Source organism: Pseudoduganella sp. GW821-FHT12E03, assembly GCF_058807115.1.
In genome coordinates this window covers 524,645-544,536 of sequence record NZ_JBXAQJ010000004.1, presented here as the reverse complement: position 1 = coordinate 544,536, position 19,892 = coordinate 524,645, and the positions used below count along the sequence as shown (strand labels likewise).

The 19,892-nt window shown below is 61.6% G+C and carries 20 protein-coding genes; 8 read left to right on the top strand and 12 right to left on the bottom strand.

Annotated features, from left to right (window positions below):
• Nucleotides 1-81: 81 nt before the first annotated feature.
• A complete protein-coding gene (locus AC1RRC_RS13305; protein ID WP_493055947.1) occupies nt 82-360 on the top strand; it encodes a DUF493 family protein in 279 nt (92 codons plus the stop codon).
• Here AC1RRC_RS13305 and gcvA read toward each other — a convergent pair.
• Complete coding sequence (gene gcvA / locus AC1RRC_RS13300; RefSeq protein WP_493055946.1) at nt 344-1,258, bottom strand: transcriptional regulator GcvA; 915 nt, start codon at nt 1,256-1,258, stop codon at nt 344-346. The genes AC1RRC_RS13305 and gcvA overlap by 17 nt on opposite strands.
• Before the next feature lie 99 nt (nt 1,259-1,357).
• On the opposite strand from gcvA, the gene yfcF reads away from it, so the two are divergent.
• The 4 genes from yfcF (at nt 1,358) to AC1RRC_RS13280 (ending at nt 4,483) form a co-directional block, all read left to right on the top strand.
• Nucleotides 1,358-1,996: a glutathione transferase gene (yfcF, locus tag AC1RRC_RS13295; RefSeq protein WP_493055945.1), complete on the top strand. Its 639-nt coding sequence runs from the start codon at nt 1,358-1,360 to the stop codon at nt 1,994-1,996.
• 146 nt (nt 1,997-2,142) lie between these two features.
• The gene (gene lipB, locus AC1RRC_RS13290) at nt 2,143-2,826 is read left to right on the top strand and encodes a lipoyl(octanoyl) transferase LipB (RefSeq protein WP_493055944.1); all 684 of its coding nucleotides are present in this window, start codon (nt 2,143-2,145) and stop codon (nt 2,824-2,826) included.
• 4 nt (nt 2,827-2,830) lie between these two features.
• A complete protein-coding gene (gene lipA / locus AC1RRC_RS13285) occupies nt 2,831-3,817 on the top strand; it encodes a lipoyl synthase (protein WP_493055943.1) in 987 nt (328 codons plus the stop codon).
• Nucleotides 3,818-4,483, top strand: a complete 666-nt coding sequence (locus AC1RRC_RS13280) for a uracil-DNA glycosylase (protein WP_493055942.1) — start codon at nt 3,818-3,820, stop codon at nt 4,481-4,483. It begins immediately after the preceding gene.
• A gap of 102 nt (nt 4,484-4,585) precedes the next feature.
• On the opposite strand, the gene AC1RRC_RS13275 is transcribed toward AC1RRC_RS13280, so the two are convergent.
• Both AC1RRC_RS13275 and AC1RRC_RS13270 read right to left on the bottom strand, forming a co-directional pair.
• Nucleotides 4,586-5,896, bottom strand: coding sequence for a DUF4785 domain-containing protein (locus AC1RRC_RS13275; protein WP_493055941.1), 1,311 nt, complete (start codon nt 5,894-5,896; stop codon nt 4,586-4,588).
• 15 nt (nt 5,897-5,911) lie between these two features.
• Nucleotides 5,912-6,784 (bottom strand): hypothetical protein, encoded by an 873-nt coding sequence (locus AC1RRC_RS13270; RefSeq protein WP_493055940.1) that lies wholly within the window; start codon nt 6,782-6,784, stop codon nt 5,912-5,914.
• 179 nt (nt 6,785-6,963) lie between these two features.
• Here AC1RRC_RS13270 and AC1RRC_RS13265 point away from each other — a divergent pair, with 179 nt between their 5' ends.
• Both AC1RRC_RS13265 and AC1RRC_RS13260 read left to right on the top strand, forming a co-directional pair.
• Nucleotides 6,964-7,386, top strand: a complete 423-nt coding sequence (locus AC1RRC_RS13265; RefSeq protein WP_493055939.1) for a PaaI family thioesterase — start codon at nt 6,964-6,966, stop codon at nt 7,384-7,386.
• A 79-nt stretch (nt 7,387-7,465) separates the two neighbouring features.
• On the top strand, nt 7,466-8,776 hold the full coding sequence (locus AC1RRC_RS13260) for a DUF3034 family protein (protein WP_493055938.1): 1,311 nt from the start codon (nt 7,466-7,468) through the stop codon (nt 8,774-8,776).
• A gap of 25 nt (nt 8,777-8,801) precedes the next feature.
• On the opposite strand, the gene AC1RRC_RS13255 is transcribed toward AC1RRC_RS13260, so the two are convergent.
• The 9 genes from AC1RRC_RS13255 to AC1RRC_RS13215 form a co-directional block, all read right to left on the bottom strand.
• Entirely contained in the window at nt 8,802-9,068 is a 267-nt protein-coding gene (locus AC1RRC_RS13255; RefSeq protein ID WP_493055937.1) for a PAAR domain-containing protein, read from the bottom strand.
• Nucleotide 9,069: 1 nt separating this feature from the next.
• Nucleotides 9,070-10,476, bottom strand: a complete 1,407-nt coding sequence (locus tag AC1RRC_RS13250) for a T6SS immunity protein Tli4 family protein (RefSeq protein WP_493055936.1) — start codon at nt 10,474-10,476, stop codon at nt 9,070-9,072.
• A 1-nt stretch (nt 10,477) separates the two neighbouring features.
• Nucleotides 10,478-12,148 carry an esterase/lipase family protein gene (locus AC1RRC_RS13245; RefSeq protein WP_493055935.1) on the bottom strand — a complete coding sequence of 557 codons (1,671 nt, stop codon included), beginning with the start codon at nt 12,146-12,148 and terminating at the stop codon, nt 10,478-10,480.
• A 23-nt stretch (nt 12,149-12,171) separates the two neighbouring features.
• Complete coding sequence (locus tag AC1RRC_RS13240; RefSeq protein ID WP_493055934.1) at nt 12,172-14,829, bottom strand: type VI secretion system Vgr family protein; 2,658 nt, start codon at nt 14,827-14,829, stop codon at nt 12,172-12,174.
• Between the two features lie 224 nt (nt 14,830-15,053).
• Nucleotides 15,054-15,563 carry a TlpA disulfide reductase family protein gene (locus tag AC1RRC_RS13235; protein WP_493055933.1) on the bottom strand — a complete coding sequence of 170 codons (510 nt, stop codon included), beginning with the start codon at nt 15,561-15,563 and terminating at the stop codon, nt 15,054-15,056.
• A gap of 22 nt (nt 15,564-15,585) precedes the next feature.
• Nucleotides 15,586-16,230 carry a BON domain-containing protein gene (locus tag AC1RRC_RS13230; RefSeq protein ID WP_493055932.1) on the bottom strand — a complete coding sequence of 215 codons (645 nt, stop codon included), beginning with the start codon at nt 16,228-16,230 and terminating at the stop codon, nt 15,586-15,588.
• Nucleotides 16,223-16,819: a phosphoheptose isomerase gene (locus AC1RRC_RS13225; RefSeq protein WP_493055931.1), complete on the bottom strand. Its 597-nt coding sequence runs from the start codon at nt 16,817-16,819 to the stop codon at nt 16,223-16,225. Before AC1RRC_RS13225 ends, AC1RRC_RS13230 begins: the two co-directional genes overlap by 8 nt.
• A gap of 56 nt (nt 16,820-16,875) precedes the next feature.
• The gene (locus tag AC1RRC_RS13220; protein WP_493055930.1) at nt 16,876-17,232 is read right to left on the bottom strand and encodes a YraN family protein; all 357 of its coding nucleotides are present in this window, start codon (nt 17,230-17,232) and stop codon (nt 16,876-16,878) included.
• A 1-nt stretch (nt 17,233) separates the two neighbouring features.
• On the bottom strand, nt 17,234-18,946 hold the full coding sequence (locus AC1RRC_RS13215; protein WP_493055929.1) for a penicillin-binding protein activator: 1,713 nt from the start codon (nt 18,944-18,946) through the stop codon (nt 17,234-17,236).
• An 11-nt stretch (nt 18,947-18,957) separates the two neighbouring features.
• On the opposite strand from AC1RRC_RS13215, the gene rsmI reads away from it, so the two are divergent.
• Nucleotides 18,958-19,857 (top strand): 16S rRNA (cytidine(1402)-2'-O)-methyltransferase, encoded by a 900-nt coding sequence (gene rsmI, locus AC1RRC_RS13210; protein WP_493055928.1) that lies wholly within the window; start codon nt 18,958-18,960, stop codon nt 19,855-19,857.
• Nucleotides 19,858-19,892 lie beyond the last annotated feature (35 nt).

Genomic DNA, 19,892 nt, shown 5'->3' with positions numbered 1-19,892 from the left:
CCGTCCTTGCCGGCGACTTGAAAGCCGCGTGCTACGGTACAATATTGCCTGTATCTATTTGTTTTGACAGGAATTACTATCATGGCCACGCCTACCGCCCCCTCCGAATCGCTGATCGAATACCCAAGCGATTTCCCGATCAAGATCATGGGCCTGACCCACGACGAGTTTGCCACGACCATGCTGGCGCTGGTGATCAAGCACGACCCGACTTTCCATGAAGGCAAGATGGAAGTGCGTCCGTCGTCCAAGGGCAATTACACCGGCCTGACGGTAATCGTGCGCGCCACCAGCCGCCCGCAACTGGACGCGCTGTACACCGAACTGTCCGGCCATCCGATGGTCAAGATCGTGATGTGATGTCCGACCCCAGGCGCAATTGCGGCAGGAATTCCGCAATTTGCGCCAACAGCCACGCGCGGAAGGCTTGCACGTGGGGCTGCGCCGCCGCCGCCGGCGGGCTGACAATGTAATATTCATCCGCACTGGGCGTGGCGATATCAAACAGCCGCACCAGTTGTCCCGATGCGATTTCCTGCATCGCCACCACGTGGCGCACCAGGGCCACGCCGTCGCCATCAACGGCCGAGCGGATCAGCATCGACAAATCCTCGTACATGACGCCGCCCGACGGTTCCGCCAGGTGTAATCCCGCCGCCCGGAACCATGGCAGCCATGGCTCGTTCGAGCGCAACAAGGTCGCCTGCGCCAAGTCTTGCGGCGTGCGCGGCAAGTCCCCGCCCCGGTAAGACGGACTGACCACGGGGTAATAAATATCCCCCATCAAATGCTGCACCACCAGCCCCGGATAGCGGCCCCGGCCGAAGCGGATGCCGACATCGATGGCTTCCCGCTCCAGGTCCTGCAACTGGCCCGACGCTTGCAGCAGCACTTCGATATCCGGGTGGCGCTCGATGAACTGGCCCAGCCTGGGCGCCAGCCAGCGCGCGGCAAAGGACGGGATCGAGGAAATCGCCAGGCGGCGGCATCCCTGCTGCGGCCGCACCGCCTCCGCCGCCTGCACGATATCGGCAAAGGCCTTGTTCAAGGCTTGCGCAAACTTGCGGGCGTCGGGCGTGATTTTCACGTGGCGGCCATTGCGGATGAATAACTGCACACCCAACTCGTCCTCCAGTGCGCGCACCTGGTGGCTGATGGCGCCGTGAGTCAAATGCAATTCATCAGCGGCACGGGAAAAATTCTCATGCCGCGCTGCCGCCTCGAAGGCGCGCAGGGCGGGAAAGGCGGGCATGCGCATTTTCTTGTGAATAAAATTAACAAGGATGGAGAAAATATATCGTTATGTGGCTAATTGAGCAAGACGTAACATGAAATGCCAACCACAAGGAATTGCCCCATGAACCTCAAGCTTTACGTCAACAGCGAATTTTCCAGCCCTTACGCCATGTCCGTGTTCGTCACGCTGACGGAAAAGGGCATTCCCTTTGACCTGGAAGTGCTGGACTTGAATGCCGGCCAGCACCGGCAACCGGCTTACCGCGACCTGGCGCTCAATGGCCGGATTCCCGCGCTGGTGCATGGCGACTTTGTGCTGACGGAATCGTCGGCGATCACCGAATACCTGGAAGAAGTGTTTCCCGCCCCTGAATACAAGGCGGTATATCCGAAAACCTCGCAGCAGCGCGCCCGCGCCCGCGAAGTCCAGGCCTGGGTGCGCAGCGACTTGATGCCGATCCGCGAAGAACGCAGCACCCTGACTGTTTTCCACGAGCCGGCCACGCAACCTCTTTCCCCGGAGGCGCGTGCGGCCGCGGACAAATTGTTCCGCGCCGCCGATAAGCTCATCGACGGGGCCAACCTGTTCGGCGAATGGTCGATTGCCGACACCGACCTGGCCATGATGCTGCAGCGCCTGGTCGCCAGCGGCGACGAGGTGCCGGCCAAGCTGAAGGACTACGCCAACGCCCAGTGGCAGCGTGAACCCGTGCAGCAATGGCTGAAACTGGTGGAAAAAGCAAAATTGGCCGCCGGTTAAGCTTGCCGGCCGCATCAACAAAGCATCGAAAAAGCCTGCCAAATCACTATCATTCTGCAATTTTCTGCCACCAAAATAGGCAGGGCGCCGGGAAAGTAATTCAGTACTGACTTATAATGGCGGGGTTTTCAGTAACAAACCCGTCCATGTCTACTGCCCCGGCGCTTATTCGCACCCTCGGCCAGGCCGAATACGAACCCACGTTTGCCGCCATGCGCGCGTTCACCGACGCGCGCACGCCGGACACGCCCGATGAACTGTGGATCGTCGAGCACCCGCCCGTCTACACCCTGGGCCTGGGTGCCGACCGTGGCCACCTGCTGAGCGCCGCCGCCGCGATTCCCGTGGTGCAGACCGACCGTGGCGGGGAAGTCACCTACCACGGCCCCGGCCAGGTGGTGATTTACCTGATGATGGACCTGCGCCGCAACAAGCCGGGCGGCAAACTGTATGCGCGCCAGTTCGTCCACAAAATCGAACAAGCCATCATCAACGTCTTGCACACGTATAATCTTGCCGGTGAACGCATCGACGGTGCGCCGGGCATTTACATCGCTGGCGGCCCGAAACAAGGCGCCAAGATCGCCGCGCTGGGACTCAAAGTGCGCGGCAACGGCTGCACCTACCACGGGGTGTCGCTGAATGTGGGGATGGACCTGACCCCATTTTCCTGGATTAACCCCTGCGGTTACTCTGGTCTGGAAACCATCGACATGCGTTCGATGGGCGTGGAAGCGCCGCTGGCCGATGTGCAGCTGGCGCTAGCCAACGAACTGGTGCGGCTGCTACAAGCGGCCGAGCCTGCCGAAGTAACCACTGTATCGAATTAAGCCTATGACTACCGAGACCACTTCCAGCAACGCCCCCGCTTACAACGCCAGCGAAAAGCAGAAAGGCGCCAGCAAGACCTCGCGCATTCCCATCAAGATCACCCCGATCGAGCAGGTGGAGCGCCTGAAAAAGCCGGAGTGGATCCGCGTCAAGGCGGCGTCGACCTCGTCGCGCTTCTATGAAATCAAGGACATCCTGCGTGAAAACAAGCTGGTGACCGTGTGCGAAGAAGCGAGCTGCCCGAACATCGGCGAGTGCTTCGGCAAGGGCACCGCCACCTTCATGATCATGGGCGACAAGTGCACCCGCCGCTGCCCGTTCTGCGACGTGGGCCATGGCCGTCCGGACCCGCTGGACAAGGAAGAACCGCAAAACCTGGCCAACACCATCGCCAAGCTGCGCCTGAACTACGTCGTGGTCACGTCGGTCGACCGCGACGACTTGCGCGACGGCGGCGCCGCCCACTTTGTCGAGTGCATCCAGAAAACCCGCGAACTGTCGCCACAGACCACCGTTGAAGTACTGGTGCCGGACTTCCGTGGCCGCCTGCAAAAGGCGCTCGATATCTTCGCCGACGGCTTGCCGGACGTGATGAACCACAACCTGGAAACCGTGCCGCGCCTGTACAAGGAAGCCCGCCCGGGTTCCGACTACATGCACTCGCTGAAGCTGCTGAAAGACTTCAAGGCCCTGTACCCGAACGTGAAAACCAAGTCCGGCATCATGGTCGGCCTGGGTGAAACCGACGAGGAAATCCTGCAAGTGATGCGCGACATGCGTGAGCATGACATCGACATGCTGACCATCGGCCAGTACCTGGCGCCATCGAACAGCCACCTGCCGGTGCGCCGTTACGTGCACCCGGACGTCTTCAAGATGTTCGAAGAGGAAGCGTACAAGATGGGCTTCAAGCACGCGGCCGTGGGCGCGATGGTGCGTTCGTCGTACCACGCGGACCAGCAGGCGCACAACGTATTGGAACAAGCCTGATTGGCTGAAGTCCGCATCGAAGCGTCCTGGAAGCGCGAGCTCCAGGACCAGTTCGAACAGCCGTACTGGGACGGCCTGACGGCGTTCGTACGCAATGAATATGCGTCCGGACGCTGTTTTCCCCAGGGCCGCGATATCTTCCGCGCCTTCGATTTGACGCCGTTTGACGACGTCAAGGTCGTCATCCTCGGGCAAGACCCGTATCACACGCCGGGCGCCGCCATGGGCTTCTGCTTTTCCGTCCCGGAAGGCAACCGCCCGCAACCGAGCCTGCAAAACATTTTCCAGGAACTGGCCGACGATACCGGCATCGCGCGCACACGCACCGACTTGTCGGACTGGGCACGGCAGGGCGTGTTCCTGCTGAACGCCGTGCTGACCGTGCGCGCCCATACCGCCGGTTCGCATGCCGGTAAAGGCTGGGAACAATTCACCGACAGCGCGATCCGCAAGCTGTCACAGGACCGGGACAACCTGGTGTTTATCCTGTGGGGCAGCTATGCGATCAAGAAACGCGAACTGATCGACACGCGCCGCCACCTGGTCATCACCTCGCCCCACCCGTCCCCGCTGTCCGCGCACCGGGGCTTCTTCGGCAGCAAACCGTTTTCACGGGCCAACGCCTACCTGGAAGCCAAAGGCAAGACGCCCATCGCCTGGGCATAATCTAATCGACATTACGGGGCTTGGCCCCAAAAGTACTATCGTTCGCTTTAAGCGTGCAGACAAAATGCTATCGCGACGAGGCGCCAGGCTTCCGGAGCACCGTTACTTCACGCGCTGCGTTGGCGCTGTGGCCAGCTTTTCCGGGCGTGGGCTCACGCGCGCCAGTTCCCGCTCGTCGATGACGACCGCCCGCTGCTGGCGTTGCAGCACGCCCATGCGGCCCTGGTCGAGCAGGAACAGTTCGCGGATTTCATAGGGCCCCGTGGCAGCGGCCCGCAATTCCGGCGCAAAGTTCAGCGCGATGCTGCCGCTGCCCGCTTCCATCCATTGCGCCGCATGCGCCACGCCGACCGGCTTCAATGTTCCCTGCACCGTGCCGTACAGCACACCGCGCACTTCATAGCGTCCGGCCTGCGCCGCTTCGACACCGAAGTTCACGCTGATGCCGCCCTTGCTGTCGGCCAACGCCACTTTGCGGTCCAGTTTGGCGGTTGGCATCGCCACCGGGAAGGCCAGGCGCAGCGAGCGCATGACTTCGCCCTGCTTGGCCTTCCCGTGCCCGTGCGCATGGACTTCCCACAGGCCCGGCGCCAGTTCTTCATCCGCATCCAGCGCCAGCTGCGCCGTCATGCGCCCGCCCGCGCCATTTTTGAACGTCAGCGGGAAACGGCGGCCGGTCGGCGACATCACGTACCCTTCCAGTTTGGACCACGCCGGTTTGGCGCCATCCTTGCTGCGCAATTCCGACGATAACGACAATTGCTGGCCATGCAGGTAAGCGGCGGCGCCCGCCTGCATCGTCAGCGAGACCGGGCTGTCCGGTTCCACCACGTTGATCAGGAAGCGTTCGTTCTCGCCCAGGTTGTCCGCGCGCAGCTTGAACTGGCCCGCACCCAAGCCCTGGTGCAGGCGGAACGCCGACGTGCCGGGCGCAAACGGCAAGTCGGCCTTGGCCAGCTTGTCGTCCGTGACCAGCGCTTCCATCGCCTCGGCGGAGCCGTGGGCGCGGCCCGCCTTGTCGATCACCGTCATCGATTGCGGGTGGATCGCCAGGTTGGAACGGGGGCTGGACCTATCGAACGCCTGCACCCGCACCACGGCGCGCGGCGCGGTGGTATGCAGCGGCACGCCCCTGGCCAGTTCCGCGCCCGTGACGATGGTGTACGACTCGCGGCTTTCCGCTTCATGCGGCGTGGACGCCGCCACGCCGGCATCCGCCGACGCCCAGCTCAGCGCCACCGCCTCGCGCGACTGCCCCGGGACGCCCGCCTTGGCCGTTTGCATGGCCGGTTTTGCCGCCGCCACCAGCGCCGGCTCCAGGTCGCCCGCCTGTTTCGGCAACAGCTCCACGGCGGCAGCGGAAACGCTTGCAGCAGCCAGCGCCGCCGCCATCATCGATAATTTCAAGTTCATGTTGGGCTTCTCCGTTCAGATATCGTTGCGCAGGATGACGTCCAGGCCGAAGCACTGGCGGCGGCTCTGGTTGTGCGACAGGGGTTCGGCCTCGGCCGTGCGTTCCTTGTCCTGGAACCAGCGCAAGCCCGCGCCGGCCTGGCTGCTGCAATCGAGGAAGCCGTCCGAACAGCTGTTCAGCCAGGCCTGCGTGACTTCCAGCCCGACGTTCAAGTGGTAGCCGCCGCAATAACTGTCGCCATCGAACAGCGATGAATCCACGTCCGTGCCCACCACGTGATAAAACGGTTTCGGCAGCGCCGGACGGCCCGCCGTGCCATACAGCCAGGAAGCGTTATAGCTGGCCATCCAGCTGGTCTGCTGCTGGCGTACCGCGTCGCTCTTGTAGCCCAGCAGCCAGCCCACGGCGCTCTCGAACGCGTTGCCGCTGATGGTGGCGTCGGCCAACGGCGTGCCCAGCGACGACGGCGCCAGCGCATTGACCCAGCGGATCGCATTGATGATGGCGGGATAGCGGCTGTCCTGGGTCGGGTTGGACATTACCCAGCGCAAGATGTTGCCGCCGTTCGAATGGGTCTCCACCACCAGGTCCGTGATGTTGTTGTTGACGATGAAGGGATGCAGCTGGTCGGCCAGGCAGCCCGCCGCGCCGGCAGTCCACATGTACTGGTCGAAGTCACAATTGATGACAATGGTCAGGTTCTGGTTCGGCAAACCCTGGCGCACCGAATTGATCATGTCATGGGTCCAGTAATCGGTCGCGGCGTCGGTTTGTTTGCCGGTGCCGTGGACGAAGGCCAGTCCCGTATTGCCTGCCATTGCGGGTAGCGCGGCCGAGGCCAGGGCCAGGGCGCTCCCCATTACTGCCAACTGCTTTTTCACCACCATTCTCGTCTCCTGTTTTGGTTATAAAAAAACGCTCGTGCCAAATCAGTCTAGGAGCCGGGTTCCCGCCGAGTATTGTTAAAAAATGTCACCGTCTTGATTTATTACGCCAACTGCTTGAAGAACCGCGCCACGCCGTGCAGGTATGATGTTGCGTTATCTCTACACGCAAGGACTCTGTCATGGACGCATCCCGCTTCAACCTCGACAACTTCAACCAGCGCAGCAAAGGCAAGCTGCCCGACCACCTGGGGATCCGCTTCACGTCGATCCAGGAAGGCGAATTACAGGCGGAAATCACCATCCAGCCATTCCACCTGGCGCCGAACGGTTTCCTGCACGCGGGCAGCGTGGTGACCCTGGCCGATACCGCCTGTGGCTACGGCTGTATCGCCCACTTGCCGCAAGGCGCGGAAAACTTCACCACCATCGAACTGAAATCGAATCACCTGGGCACGGCCCGCGAAGGCGTGATTGCCGTCACGGCAAAACCGGTGCACCTGGGCCGCACCACGCAGGTGTGGGACGCCACCGTGATCCATAAAGACACCGGCAAAACGATAGCGTTGTTCCGTTGCACACAAATGGTGTTGTGGCCGAAATAAGCACCGGCAACCGGCAAGACAAGCGGGTGATCTGTTACATTGGACCGGCAGTGCCCACCCGTTTTGTCGAGGACAAATAATGCGGAAAACCACCCTGTTTGCTGCAACCGGCCTGCTGTTAGCCTCTTCGCTGGCGCTGGCCCAGACTCCCTACCCTGATGACGCCACCTTCCATGGCCTGGGCGGCAAGGAAGGCATCAAGAAGATCACCGATACCTTCCTCGACCTGGTGCTGGCCGATCCCCGTATCAAAGACAACTTCGCGGATTTCGATATCCCGCAAGTGAACCAGCGGCTGCAGGAACAGTTCTGCGAATACGCGGGCGGCCCGTGCAAATACACTGGCAAATACCGCGACAAGACCATGGACGGCGTGGGCACCGTGCGCGACATGAAGTCCGTGCACATCGACCTGAAAATCACGGACGCGATGTTCAACGCGCTGGCCGAGGATTTACAGCTGGCGATGGAGCGCCACGGCGTCTCGACCTACGTCTCGAACCGGCTGATCGCCAAGCTGGCGCCCATGCACCGCGATATCGTCACCTCTGCCGCCCCGCCGGCGCCAGCCCGGCCGGACAAGGGGCGCTTCCTGGCCACGGGCGGCGTCAGCATGGTGGAAGGCGCCGGCGGCGGCGGTATTTCGCCGTGGGCGCTGATTACCGGCTATGGCACGCGCGACAGCTGGGGCGGCAATGTGCATTACACCCGGGTCCAGACCCAGGATTATTCGCTGGGCACGTACGGCGTGGCCATCGGCGTGGCCGACCGGCTGGAATTGTCCTTGGCGCGGCAGGATTTCCAGGGCGACCTGGCACCGTTGAATCTACTGCGGATCAAGCAGGATATCGTGGGCCTGAAAGTCAAACTGGCCGGCGAAGCCGTGTATGACCAGGACCGCGCCATGCCGCAGGTGGCGCTTGGCATCATGTACAAGAAGAACAAGGGCATCAGCGGTTTGGGCGCACTGGGCGTGACCAATGTGAAGCAACTCGGGGCGAAGGATGACAGCGGCTTCGACTACTACGTGTCGGCAACGAAAATCTGCCTGGAACACAGCCTGCTGGTGAACGGCACCCTGCGCGCCACCAAGGCCAACCAGATGGGGATCCTGGGTTTCGGCGGCGACAAGGGCGACCATGCCAAGCTGCAGCCGGAAATCTCGGTGGCCTGGCTGGCGCACCGCACGGTGGCGATCGGCGCGGAATACCGGCACAAGCCGCACAACCTGGGGGTTGATCCGGAAAAAGCGTATTACGACGTGTTTGCCGCGTGGTTCCCGAACAAGCACATGTCGGTGACGGCCGCGTACGCGAACCTAGGCACCATCACGGTGTTCAATCCGAAGACGCAAAAGGGGTGGTATATGTCGCTGCAGGTCGGGTTATAACGCCGCTGGCGCCGGCGGCCACTTGCTACCCGGCCACAAAGACGCTCTGGCTGGCCACCAGCACCGCCCCGCACGTCGTCTTGTGTCCTTCATAGGCGACCGGGACGCCATCGATCGTATGGTCGGGATTGCCTTCCGCAATCGTGCATCCGTCATGTCCGCGCACGGGACATGAACACCGGTCGCCCTTCCGGGCTGCCGGGATACCATCGATGGTGTAATGCGTGGCGGTGACACCGATGACTTTCCCCCCGTGACTGGTGGCGTCGCCGAGCCGAATAACGTTAGGCATGTCACGCCGCTCCGTTGTCCGGGCCTGGCGCAGCGGGCCCGGACGCGATCATGCCGCCGCCATCAACTGGCGGCGTCCCTTCAGTCGTGGCTGCATACGCGACCAGTTTCCAGACCGTCGTGGCCCGGTGCGATGGCAAATTGCCGCTGACTTTTTGCCACAGGTTGCCCGTGCCGCGCAGTACGGCCTGCGGCATCACGTCGCCCTGGCGGAAGAATTGACGCTGCCCGCCTTCCACCACGCCCGGTTCGCTGCATTGCCAGTAGCCGGTCTCGGGACAGGGATTGCCTGTGGCAACCAGTTCTCCCAGTGCTACCGGTTGCTTGGGCGCCGCCTGCCCGGCCTGGCTCTTGGAGGAGGTCGGACGCAACCGGATACTGGATGTGATCTTTTCCCACAGCAGGAGAACAGCCTCATCGGAGAGGCTGGAGCTGACGGGCTCGCCTGGCCTGCCCTTGCCGGTCTCCAGTTCCAGCGCCAACGCTGGCGCCAGCAAGTCCGACGGCTTGCCCTGCCCCTCCCACATGAAGATATGGGCGCTGGTCCCATTGAATTCCTTGACCCGATCAAGTACCTCTTCGCCATCAATGCCATTCAGGGCCCGACGCTGCCGCTGGAACGACTTGAAGTTGAATGGGTGCTCCTGCTTGATCGTATTGCGTGTATCCCGCAGCAAAAGCGAGTCGGCAATCTGGTCGCCATTGACGGTGGTGTCGAAGCGGATCGCGACGTCCGGGTGTCCTTTTAGGGATGCGAACATGGTAATGGATTCAGTTTCGCGTTTCATATCATCATGAATGAGGCCATTTTCCGTGCAAAATCCAGGCTGCTCGGGGATGGAATTGGCACCACGGGCTTCGAAGCTTTTTACAAGGTCCACAACTGCATTGTCCCGCTTTGGTGAAGACAGACTTTCACCTCTAACACTAAACAGCAAGTTGTCATGCAGCCCGTAAGCTTCAACGGAGATCGCCTCTCCTACTCCAGGGGCCGGCTTACCAAATGCGACCCCTGGCAACGGTTTTTGACGCCCGTAATACATCAATGTTGTTTTGAAATTCAATGCATCGGCTTCGATTTTTCTTTCGAAACTCGGCCGATCGTATTCGTTCTTTTGCTGGCTCAACTCCTGCTCACGTAGCGCAAGCTCATCCTTGAACTTGGTCTCGGTGTAAGCCTGCTGGACGTTGATATCGAGGCCCGCAACCCGCGCTGAAGTGAAACTGACCTCGGCATCCTCCGGTAAATCGATGAGAAACCTCCCCACACATACTGTCTTCATTTTTTCCGTCATTTTCTGCGCGACTTTCCTGTTTTCATTCTGAATCCCTGACGACACGGCCCAAGCCAGGGAAATCATCGTCACGGCGGCCATGGCCGATAAGCAAATTTTGGTAATGCGTCTCAATTTATTTTGCCTCCTGGGCGATGCGTACGATCAGGTGAAAAGTCAGAGGCACCATGTGTTCATCTTTATAGCTCCCCTGATGTGAAAAGCCGGTCGTACGGAAAACGCGTTTGACCTTGCTGCGCGGCCCATCACCAGACTGGTGGGATACGGTCCCATCGCCCGGTGCATCCTGTTCGCTTGGCACAAAATAATAGCTTTTCCCGGCATCGGCAAAGTGCTTGGGCATGACCATGGTGCGGCCGCCGTTGAAGCTGGTGCTGACAGGCTTCCCGACCACCATCAGGGAACGTGCAGACTGTTTCAATGCACTCTGGTCATCGGTTATCCAACGAAAAACGCCATATGACAGCTGTTGCGCATCTGCCCCGTAATATGCATAGGAATTCGGGTGATAGTAGGAGTCAATTACTTTAGTGTGAAACTTCTCAGCTTGGGCAATGGCAGTCATCACGGCACGTCGCATTTCCTCCTCGTTCTTCTCGTACTTGAATGCCGGGTCAACCAGCTGCAGATCGATCACCCGATACCAGGACGAAAAATCACGGTACAAGTCATACACATTGGGATAAAACAACTGGCAGATGTCTTCAATGCTCCCATCCGGTTTTTTCACGGACGCCATCAACCATGGCCCCGGATACAAATGGTTCGGCAGTAACTCCAGCGCCCCGCATGCCGTTGCCATGGTCGGGGTGGTTTTCTCGGTCGTATCCCCGGCGATGTCAGCAAACTTCTCCATCGAGATGTTGCCCTTCCAATTGGCGGACGGCGAACTTTTCTCGACGCCGCACGCCATGCGGCGATAGGCCAGCGGCGCACCCAGCGCGGGCATCACTCCGTGCAATACGCCGGCAATCTGGTCCGGAATCTGCTTCGCACAGGCGCGGGCCACCAGCCCGCCCATCGAGTGCGTCACCAGGATCACTTGCTTGCAGTCGAATTTGCGCTTGACCCAAAAATCGATGATGTCCAACACGCGTTTTTTCAGGCGCTCGCCAGAAAGTTCATTTGATTGTGTCCAGTTGTAACCACAGGCATAAACCGGATACTGGTATTGCGCGAATTTTTCAAGGTGAGCTTCGGTGAGCGCGGGCATGTCGGCGGCATTCCACTTTTCACGGTCATATTCCATGATGGATTCCCAATGGCTGTTGGGTTGCCGCTTCTTCAGTATCCAGGACGGTTCGAATGTGCTGTTCAACTTGCGGTGCAAATCGCACAGCAACGGACCATAGCTGTCCCAATGGACTTCTCCCCACCATCGGTTGCGCATCTGCGCCGCTTCCATCCCCTCCTTATCGTCAGGTATTTCAATCAGCCCGCTATCGTCGACCTCGAGCGTAGCCCCATCGAGTATTTTTTGCCGGACGGCTGGGCTTCGATCTTTCCACGCGGATGCTTCACGCAACCCTGCCAGCGTACCGTTAGGCGGACGCCACGCGGGGCTACCCGCACGTAATTCCTCATTTTTCTTTTTGTCGGGGCCGGTATTCGCACGCAGATTGCTTCCCATAATTCCGGGAACGAGGATCACGGGAATCACTTTATTGGAAGGAATCGCAATCGCACCGCGTGTTTTCATGGCCTGCGGCGTCAAGGCGCTCTTGCCGACCAGTTTACCGTCTGCATTGACAGTCGGATCGGGAAGCCGTCGTATGGGTTCAGTCATAAATTTGTCGTGATATGGCGAAGTTACGCGCCGTCGGCATGGGGTTCGATGATGATCCGCACTTCCCCCATGGAAGCCGATTGCATCAGTTCAGTGCGGCCTTCCGCATCGGTCTTGCCTGCAATTTCCTGGCCATCATCAAGAATCGCGCGATAAGCACGGTTCTTCACCGGCAGGCCGGTTTGCTGGTCGAACAGGACAATACGTTCATCGGTCTTGAGATCGCTGGCGGGAAGAGACAGCGCTTCGACACTGCCGCCACCGCCCGTGACATGGGCAAATTTCGCGGACTTGATGGTATGGTTGCCGCTGCTCTGCTGCACGATCTGGTCGCCGCCGATGTCAACCTGCGCCCCCTTGGCAACAAACCGTATCTGCGGCGCCTGCAATACGATTTCGTCCGCGGCGCTCAGCACGATCCGCTTGGCTGACGTCAGTGCGATGTCATCCTTGTGAGTCTGCAATTCCAGTTTGCCCGCCGCAGCGATCAGTTTCATGCCGAGCTTGTGGGCGAACAGACTGACCGTCCCGGCGGCCCGGACCAGGAATGTCTTGCCGGCACTGACCTGCACTCCGCCTACGCTGATGAGGTCGATCTGGCTTTGCGCGCCGAGCAGCATGTTGTCCTGGCTGCCGATCGCGACACCGGCCGGCGCACTCACCGCCACGATCGGCGCCTTGCCTGCCGCACCTTCGGGGTTCACGTTCGAGCCGCCATCCCATGCCTTGAGCCGATTGGCCAGCGCTTCCAATTTCGCCGCAGGTGTCGGATCAGCGTGATGCGTCTGTGCCAGTTCCGCCAATTGCTGCTGCACGCTTTGCAGTACCTCCGTCAATCCCAGCAGCGCGTCACGCTGCAGCAAATCCCCGCTTGCGCCAGGCTGGCCATCGGCGCTGATCAACACGCCGGCCTTGCCTCGCACCGCCACGGCCCGGTCCGAGCGCAACTCCGCGCCTTCTCCACGCGCATTGCCCTGCCCGTTCCTGCGCGGCTGCGTCAGCCATCCCAGGTTGAGCTGGCTGTGGCCATGTTCACTCGCCAACTGGGCGCTGATCTGTCCGGGCGTGTCGTCAAACCGGAGCTGGTTGTAGCGGATGCCTTTGACTTCCTTGCTCTTGATTCCCGCCAGGAAGCGGTTGCCCGGCAATTCGCCGGTATGGCTGAACGCCGGCGGCAAGGCATTGCCATACATGGCGCCAACGACCACCGGCTTGTCAGGATCGCCGCCAAGGAAATCGACCAGCACTTCATCGCCGACCCGGGGCAAGTGCATGCCGCCCCATTTATCGCTGGCCCAGAAGCTGGCCACGCGCACCCATGCCGAGTCGCCATCGCTGTTCGAGGCGCCGCCCCCGGCCCCATGATCCTGTGTGCGCGTCCCGGGAAAGCGCAGCTTGATCCGGCCCATGGTGTCGCAATGGACTTCTTCCCCCGCCGGACCGACCACAATGGCGCTCTGCAGCGCCACCCTTGGCAAGTCCGTGCGCGGATCGAACGCCGGAACAATGGGAATGCCGCGCCGCACGCAGGAAAACCGGTTCGTGTAGCGCACGTCGCGCTCTTTGCTGGCGGCATGGAGTTCCGCGGCGGCGCCAAAGCTGTGCCAGCCATTGACGGCAAACAGGCGCCCCACCTTGTCGTCCATGGTTTGGGGCAAATTGTTTTCAGCGCTCAGCCACAGCTCCGTCAGGACGAATTCGCGCTGGTCTTCAGCGTGGGTATCGATTTCCGGGTGCCCATCGAGCCGGAACCATTCACCGACACACAAGTCACGCACGCCCCCTTCGCCATGGAAGCATTTCGATTCAAACTCGTGCCGCTGGATGCGCAGTTCCCCCAGGCGCCGGTAGTCGGCGGCATCGTCACCGGCATGCGGGGGATCGACGAGGTAGTCATCCAGGCTGAATGCGAACTGGTTTCCCGTTTCGCCATGCTGCATGATGGTGGGCGTATGGGCCGACATCAGGGCGCCGCTGCGGTAGTCCCAGCTTTGCCGTGTGACGCTGCCACTCTTCAGCGTGCGCAATGCGCTCCAGTTGTAGATGCTGTCCGCCGCCAGGGTTGCCCGGTCATGCTGGAAACGCACGGTCCCGGCGGCATTCCGGGCAAGGCTGTCGCCCGTATCGAACAGCACCAGCGTATGAGCCGGTGTCAGGTCACTGCCCGTATCGCTGGCATGCCCGGGACGGATGAACCACGAAATGCCACGCCGTTTCCACAGCCGCCGCAAGAAAGCGGCATCCGATTCATTGTGCTGCATGGTGAATTCACGCGCGGGGTAAGTCTCGCGCACGCCCGACAGGTCGACATCGAAAGCTTTGGCCAGGATCGGATTGATGGCGCGCCATTCATCCAGCAAGGCAGAAGACACATCAACCTCGCTGGCGTTGCGAAACACCCGCGTATTCACCCGCTGGTCCATCAACGCCAGCGCATCGCGCACGACCAGCTGGTACGTTGCCAACCCGCCGTCACTCTGGCCTGCCGCGGCTTGCGCAACAATGCCGCAGACGGCACGCAACTGCCCGCGATCGGTCACAAACTGGAGTTCCACCGGCAAGGCAATCAAGGCCTTCAATGGCAGTGCGGCATCGGGCGACACACAGTACAAGCGGTATTCGATGCCGCCACACAGTGTCTCGTGCCCACTGACGTGCTTCACGAGCAGCAAGTCGTCCAAGACCCTGTCCTGGCTGGTCAACCGCAAGCGTATGGCGCGGTTCGCCTCGCTCAGCCCGGCAAGCGGCGATACAAAATCCTTGAAATTCATCCCACCTGTTTCCCCACGACCGACGCATGCAAATGGATTGCAGCAAATGTTAAAAAATATAAATTATTATATATTTAACATCACGGGGAGGCGCGCACCCTAGCGGATGCGGCATAGAACAGGAATGGGCGTGATCAGCCCTTCAGCGCCTTTTCCAGCAACAGGTGCAGGGCCTGGAATTCAGGCTCGCCCACGTAGCGCTTGATGATGCGGCCCTGCTTGTCGATGACGAAGGTGGTCGGCGTCATTTTCACGTCGCCATACGCCTTGGCGGCTTCGCCTTTGACATCGAGCGCGACCTTGAAGGGCAACTGGCGGTTTTCCGCGAAATTGAGCACGTAATCGGGGCGGTCGTAATCCATCGCCACGGCAATGAATTCCAGCCCCTGCGCCTTGTACTTGTTGTACGTGTCGACCATTTGCGGCATTTCTTTCACGCACGTGGTGCACGACGTGGCCCAGAAATTCACCATCACCACCTTGCCTTGCAAGCTGGCCGGGGTGATCTGTTCCCCTTTGATGCCGATAAACGTGACTTTCGGCGCCGGGTTGGCGCTATTCAACGAAAAATAAGCGGTCAGCCCGACACCGGCCAGGACAGCGGCGGCCAGTGCGGGTTTGATCCAGGCGCGGGAAGTCGTCATATCGGGCATCCGGGGAGATCGGTCAGTTACCGGCCTTGGCCTGGTACTGTTTCCATTCGTCGTCGGAAATATATTCGAAGACTTTGACAACTTTATACACGCCAGGCACGCCACGGGCGACGTCGGACGCGATATTGCCTTCGCGCTGCGTCACACGGCCCATCAGGTACACGTTGCCGCGCTCGGAAACGACCTTGACGGAATTGGCGGAAATATCTTTCGCATCGACCAGGCTGGCCTTGACCTTGGTGGTCAAAATGGCATCATTGGAACGGGACGTGTAGCTCGACACACCCGCGATTTCCAGTTCATTGGTCACCGACAGCACGCCTTCGATGGCGCGCACTTCGCGTTCCACGGTATTGCGCAATTCCTCGTCGCGCACTTCGCCGGTCAACAGCACGCGGCGGTTAAAGCTGGCGATATTCACGTGGCCGGCGCTGCCGACCAGGTTGGGGAACTTGACTTCGGCCTTGACGGCGATGGCCTTGTCTTCCGTTTGCGCACCAAAGGTACGGCGGTCGGAAGCAGCCAGGGTGCCGCCCACGGCGCCGGCGGCCACCAGGCCGACGCAACCGGACAACGACGACGCCAGCGCGGCGCCCAGCAACACCACGGCCAGCGGGCGCTGGATCTTGCCAGCAACCTGGCGTACAACTTTATTCATTCACATCTCCACCAAACAACGCGACATCAATGCCGTCGCACAAGGCATGGATCGTCACCAGGTGTACTTCCTGGATACGGGCGGTCCGTTCCGTCGGCACACAAATATGCACATCCGCATCGGTCAGCATCTTGCCGATCGCGCCGCCGCCTTTGCCGGTCAGGGCAATCACGCGCATTTCCCGCTCCAGCGCTGCTTCAATCGCCGCCATCACATTGGCGGAATTGCCGGACGTGGAAATCGCCAGCAAGATATCGCCGGCCTGGCCGAACGCTTGCACTTGTTTGGAGAAAATTTCACGGTAGCTGTAATCATTGGCCACCGCCGTCAGGATCGAGGTATCGGTCGCCAGTGAAATCGCCGGCAGCGGGAAGCGCTCGCGCTCGAAGCGTCCTACCAGCTCCGCCGCGAAGTGCTGGGCATCGGCAGCGGAACCGCCATTGCCGCACGCCAAGATCTTATTGCCATTGGACAAAGCCGAAAACATCATTTCAATCGCCTGCCCAATGGGCTGCGCCAGTACCGTCGCGGACTGGATCTTGATTTCGGCACTTTCGTGGAAGTGGGAGAGGATGCGTTGAGTATTCATGGGTGAGAATTATAGTGCAGTCGTCAGCGGGCTCTGACAAGCGCGGTAAAAAATGCTTACATTCCTTCAACGATAGCATTGCGCAGCCAGTTCAGGTGATCGCCATCGATGGCCACCACGTCGAAGCGGCACGGCGGGTACTGCCGGTAGCGCTGCAGGTAAAATTGCGCGGCGCGCACCATGCGGCGCTGCTTGGCCGGCGTCACGCTGGCCAGCGCGCCGCCATGGGCCAGGCTTTCGCGGCGGCGCACTTCCACGAACACCAGGCATCCCTGGTCGTTCATGACCAGGTCGATCTCGCCCACCTTGCAGCGGAAATTGCGCTCAACCAAGGTCAGTCCGTGCCCGGACAGGTGGTCCAGCGCGCGGTCTTCGCCCGCCTGGCCGTGCAACTGGCGGCCGGTGGCGCCCATGTCACGGTTGCTGGCTAACGGCCAGCGGCACCGGCACGCCGTTTTTATACACCGCCTGCAGCTCGCGCCGCTCGAAACGGGCCGCGCCATCGCCAAAGCTGACGTTCAACTGCCCCGTCACGCCATCGATGCGGAAGCGCGCGGCCGGCTGGTCTTGTTGGCGGGCGATTTCGCGGGCCACGCGGTACGCGTCGATCCCCAGCGCATACAGGCGCTCCATGTCGGCATCGGGCTTGCGCTCGCTGGAGGGCGCCAGTTGCGGATAGACCATGACGGCCGGATGGTCGCGCTGCAATTGCCATGGCATGTCGAGCAGGCGCACGCCATCCATTTCCGTCCCGGGCACTTGCCGCGCCCGGCCCGGGTTCAGCGATGACGTGCCATAGATCGGCACCTCGCCCAACGGCGGCGCGGCCAGCGCGATGCGCAACTGGCGGGTCTGGTCCGGGTCCAGCGCGGCAAACACCACGGCGCCCGGCTCTGTTTGCAGGCGCCCGCGCAGTGCCATCAGCTCGCCATCGTTGAGGTAACCATTCACCGTGCTTACTTCCACGGCCTTGGCGGCATGGCCGATGCGCTGCCACTGCGCGGCGAAGGCGCCCGCGCTGCGGCGCTGCCACGCCACGCTGCCGCCCACCACATACGCGGTGGCGCCGGGCTGTTCACGGCCGGCCCAGTCGGCCATCTGGCGCGCCTCATCTTCGATCGACAGGCCGATCACCATCATTTGCGGCGGCAGGACCACGGTATCGCGGTTGTCGGGGTAATTCAGCGCAATCGTGGGTTTCGCCACCTTGCGGCTGTTGGCCACGGCGGACACGGCGGAGCGGGCCAGCGGCCCGACGATCATGTCTTGTTGCGCCAGCGCGTCCATATAGGACGCCAGCACGTCCGGCGCGGCGTCGCCGGTCTCGATGACCGACACCGTGACGCCCTGCTTGTCGCGCTCCCAGCCGGCCAGGAAGCCGGCGCGCAGCGCTTCGGAAGCCTGGCGCAGGGCATCGGAACGCAGCGGCAACAACAAACCAATGCGGTAAGAAGGCGGCGCGGCGTCGCCTTGCCGGACGGGTTGCACCGTGCCGGAGAGGTCCTGCAGTGCGGCGCTGCCCGGGGCACGGGCGGCGGCGGGGACGGTGGCGCCCGAGGCGCCGGACGCGCCGGAAACACCGGAGACGCCAGTGGCGCCGGAAACACCCGACACACCCGAAACGCCTGAAACGCCCGAGCCACCGGCCACGCCGGCTCCGCCAGTCCCACCCGTCCCGCCTGCAACGCCGCCAGCGCCACCGGCACCCGCCGCAGCCTTGCCGCCGCTGTCCGCCGTGCCGCCCAAGTCTCCTTGCCGCGGCTCCGATGCGCCGACATTCCCATTCGCCCCCGATGCGCCGGCCGTATCATGCACCGGCGGCGTCTCCACTTCGACTGTCAACCCCGGCTGCGCACCGGGCAGCACCCCGGCCAGGTCAACCGGGAAAGTCTGCACTTCGGCCGGCGGACCCAATTCACGGCGCGGCGCGGCGTTCGCCAGCGGCGCCGGTTTGGGCTGAGGCACGGCTTTTGGTGCGGGCGCCCTTGTCACAGCCGGGCCGGACGCGCACAATTGGGCGCTCACGCCGCACGCCATCGACGACATGGCCGGCATGGGAGAGTTGCAGGCGCTGGCAAGTCCGGCTACCAGGCAAACCAGCAGCAATTTCACTTTTATCGGCAGCATCCCAATCTCCAATGACAGATCAAGCAACCAGCATTGCCACCCTGCCCGTCCTGGGCGAAGCGGTGAACCAGACCTATCCTATCGCAACATTGTATGTAGTGGCGACGCCCATAGGAAACGTTGCAGATATCACTGTGCGCGCCTTGCATGTCTTGAGTTTAGTCAATGCGGTGGCGTGCGAAGACACCCGCAACACGGCGCAATTGCTGACCCGTTTTGGCTTGCACAAACCACTGATCGCCGCGCACCAGCACAACGAGCGCGAAGCGGCGGACAGCCTGATCGCCCGCTTGCAGGCGGGGGAACGGATTGCGCTGGTGTCCGATGCCGGCACGCCGGCCGTGTCCGATCCGGGCGCGCGCATCGTCGATGCGGTGCGGGCGGCGGGCTTGCGTGTGATGCCCCTGCCGGGCGCCTCGGCGGCGGTGACGGCGCTGTCGGCCAGTGGCCTGGTGAACGATCAATTCCATTTTGTCGGCTTCCTGCCGGCCAAGGCGAAACAACGCGACACGGTCTTGCAGCAATTGCGCAGCGTCACCGCCACGATGGTGTTTTATGAAGCGCCGCACCGCATTGCCGAGTGCGCGGCAGCGCTGGCGGCCGCGTTCGAACCCACGCGCCAGGTGGTGTTTGCCCGCGAATTAACCAAATTATTCGAAGAAATCCACCGCTGCCCGCTGTCGGAAGCGGTGCAATGGCTGGCGGCGGACGCCCACCGGGAAAAAGGCGAATTCGTGGTGCTGGTGGAAGGTGCGCCACAGGCGAGCGATGCGGACGCGGCGGAAGCAGAGCGGATTTTGAACATTTTGCTGGCGGAATTACCGGTCAAACAAGCCGCCACCCTGGCGGCGCAGATCACCGGCAAGAAAAAAAATGCGCTGTATGACCGGGCCTTGCAAATTAAGGGTTGACCGTTTCCGCAAGGCCAGCTATAGTCTTGCTTCTT

Excerpts from the sequence above, each read along its gene's own strand:
- AC1RRC_RS13255 (WP_493055937.1), bottom strand. The coding sequence starts at position 9,068 with ATGCCTAACGTTATTCGGCTCGGCGACGCCACCAGTCACGGGGGGAAA.
- gcvA (WP_493055946.1), bottom strand. The coding sequence starts at position 1,258 with ATGCGCATGCCCGCCTTTCCCGCCCTGCGCGCCTTCGAGGCGGCAGCG.
- lipB (WP_493055944.1), top strand. The coding sequence starts at position 2,143 with ATGTCTACTGCCCCGGCGCTTATTCGCACCCTCGGCCAGGCCGAATAC.
- AC1RRC_RS13235 (WP_493055933.1), bottom strand. The coding sequence starts at position 15,563 with ATGACGACTTCCCGCGCCTGGATCAAACCCGCACTGGCCGCCGCTGTC.
- lipA (WP_493055943.1), top strand. The coding sequence starts at position 2,831 with ATGACTACCGAGACCACTTCCAGCAACGCCCCCGCTTACAACGCCAGC.
- AC1RRC_RS13275 (WP_493055941.1), bottom strand. The coding sequence starts at position 5,896 with ATGAACTTGAAATTATCGATGATGGCGGCGGCGCTGGCTGCTGCAAGC.
- AC1RRC_RS13215 (WP_493055929.1), bottom strand. The coding sequence starts at position 18,946 with ATGCTGCCGATAAAAGTGAAATTGCTGCTGGTTTGCCTGGTAGCCGGA.
- AC1RRC_RS13220 (WP_493055930.1), bottom strand. The coding sequence starts at position 17,232 with ATGGGCGCCACCGGCCGCCAGTTGCACGGCCAGGCGGGCGAAGACCGC.
- AC1RRC_RS13260 (WP_493055938.1), top strand. The coding sequence starts at position 7,466 with ATGCGGAAAACCACCCTGTTTGCTGCAACCGGCCTGCTGTTAGCCTCT.
- AC1RRC_RS13265 (WP_493055939.1), top strand. The coding sequence starts at position 6,964 with ATGGACGCATCCCGCTTCAACCTCGACAACTTCAACCAGCGCAGCAAA.
- AC1RRC_RS13225 (WP_493055931.1), bottom strand. The coding sequence starts at position 16,819 with ATGAATACTCAACGCATCCTCTCCCACTTCCACGAAAGTGCCGAAATC.
- AC1RRC_RS13270 (WP_493055940.1), bottom strand. The coding sequence starts at position 6,784 with ATGGTGGTGAAAAAGCAGTTGGCAGTAATGGGGAGCGCCCTGGCCCTG.
- yfcF (WP_493055945.1), top strand. The coding sequence starts at position 1,358 with ATGAACCTCAAGCTTTACGTCAACAGCGAATTTTCCAGCCCTTACGCC.
- AC1RRC_RS13230 (WP_493055932.1), bottom strand. The coding sequence starts at position 16,230 with ATGAATAAAGTTGTACGCCAGGTTGCTGGCAAGATCCAGCGCCCGCTG.
- AC1RRC_RS13245 (WP_493055935.1), bottom strand. The coding sequence starts at position 12,148 with ATGACTGAACCCATACGACGGCTTCCCGATCCGACTGTCAATGCAGAC.
- rsmI (WP_493055928.1), top strand. The coding sequence starts at position 18,958 with ATGACAGATCAAGCAACCAGCATTGCCACCCTGCCCGTCCTGGGCGAA.
- AC1RRC_RS13305 (WP_493055947.1), top strand. The coding sequence starts at position 82 with ATGGCCACGCCTACCGCCCCCTCCGAATCGCTGATCGAATACCCAAGC.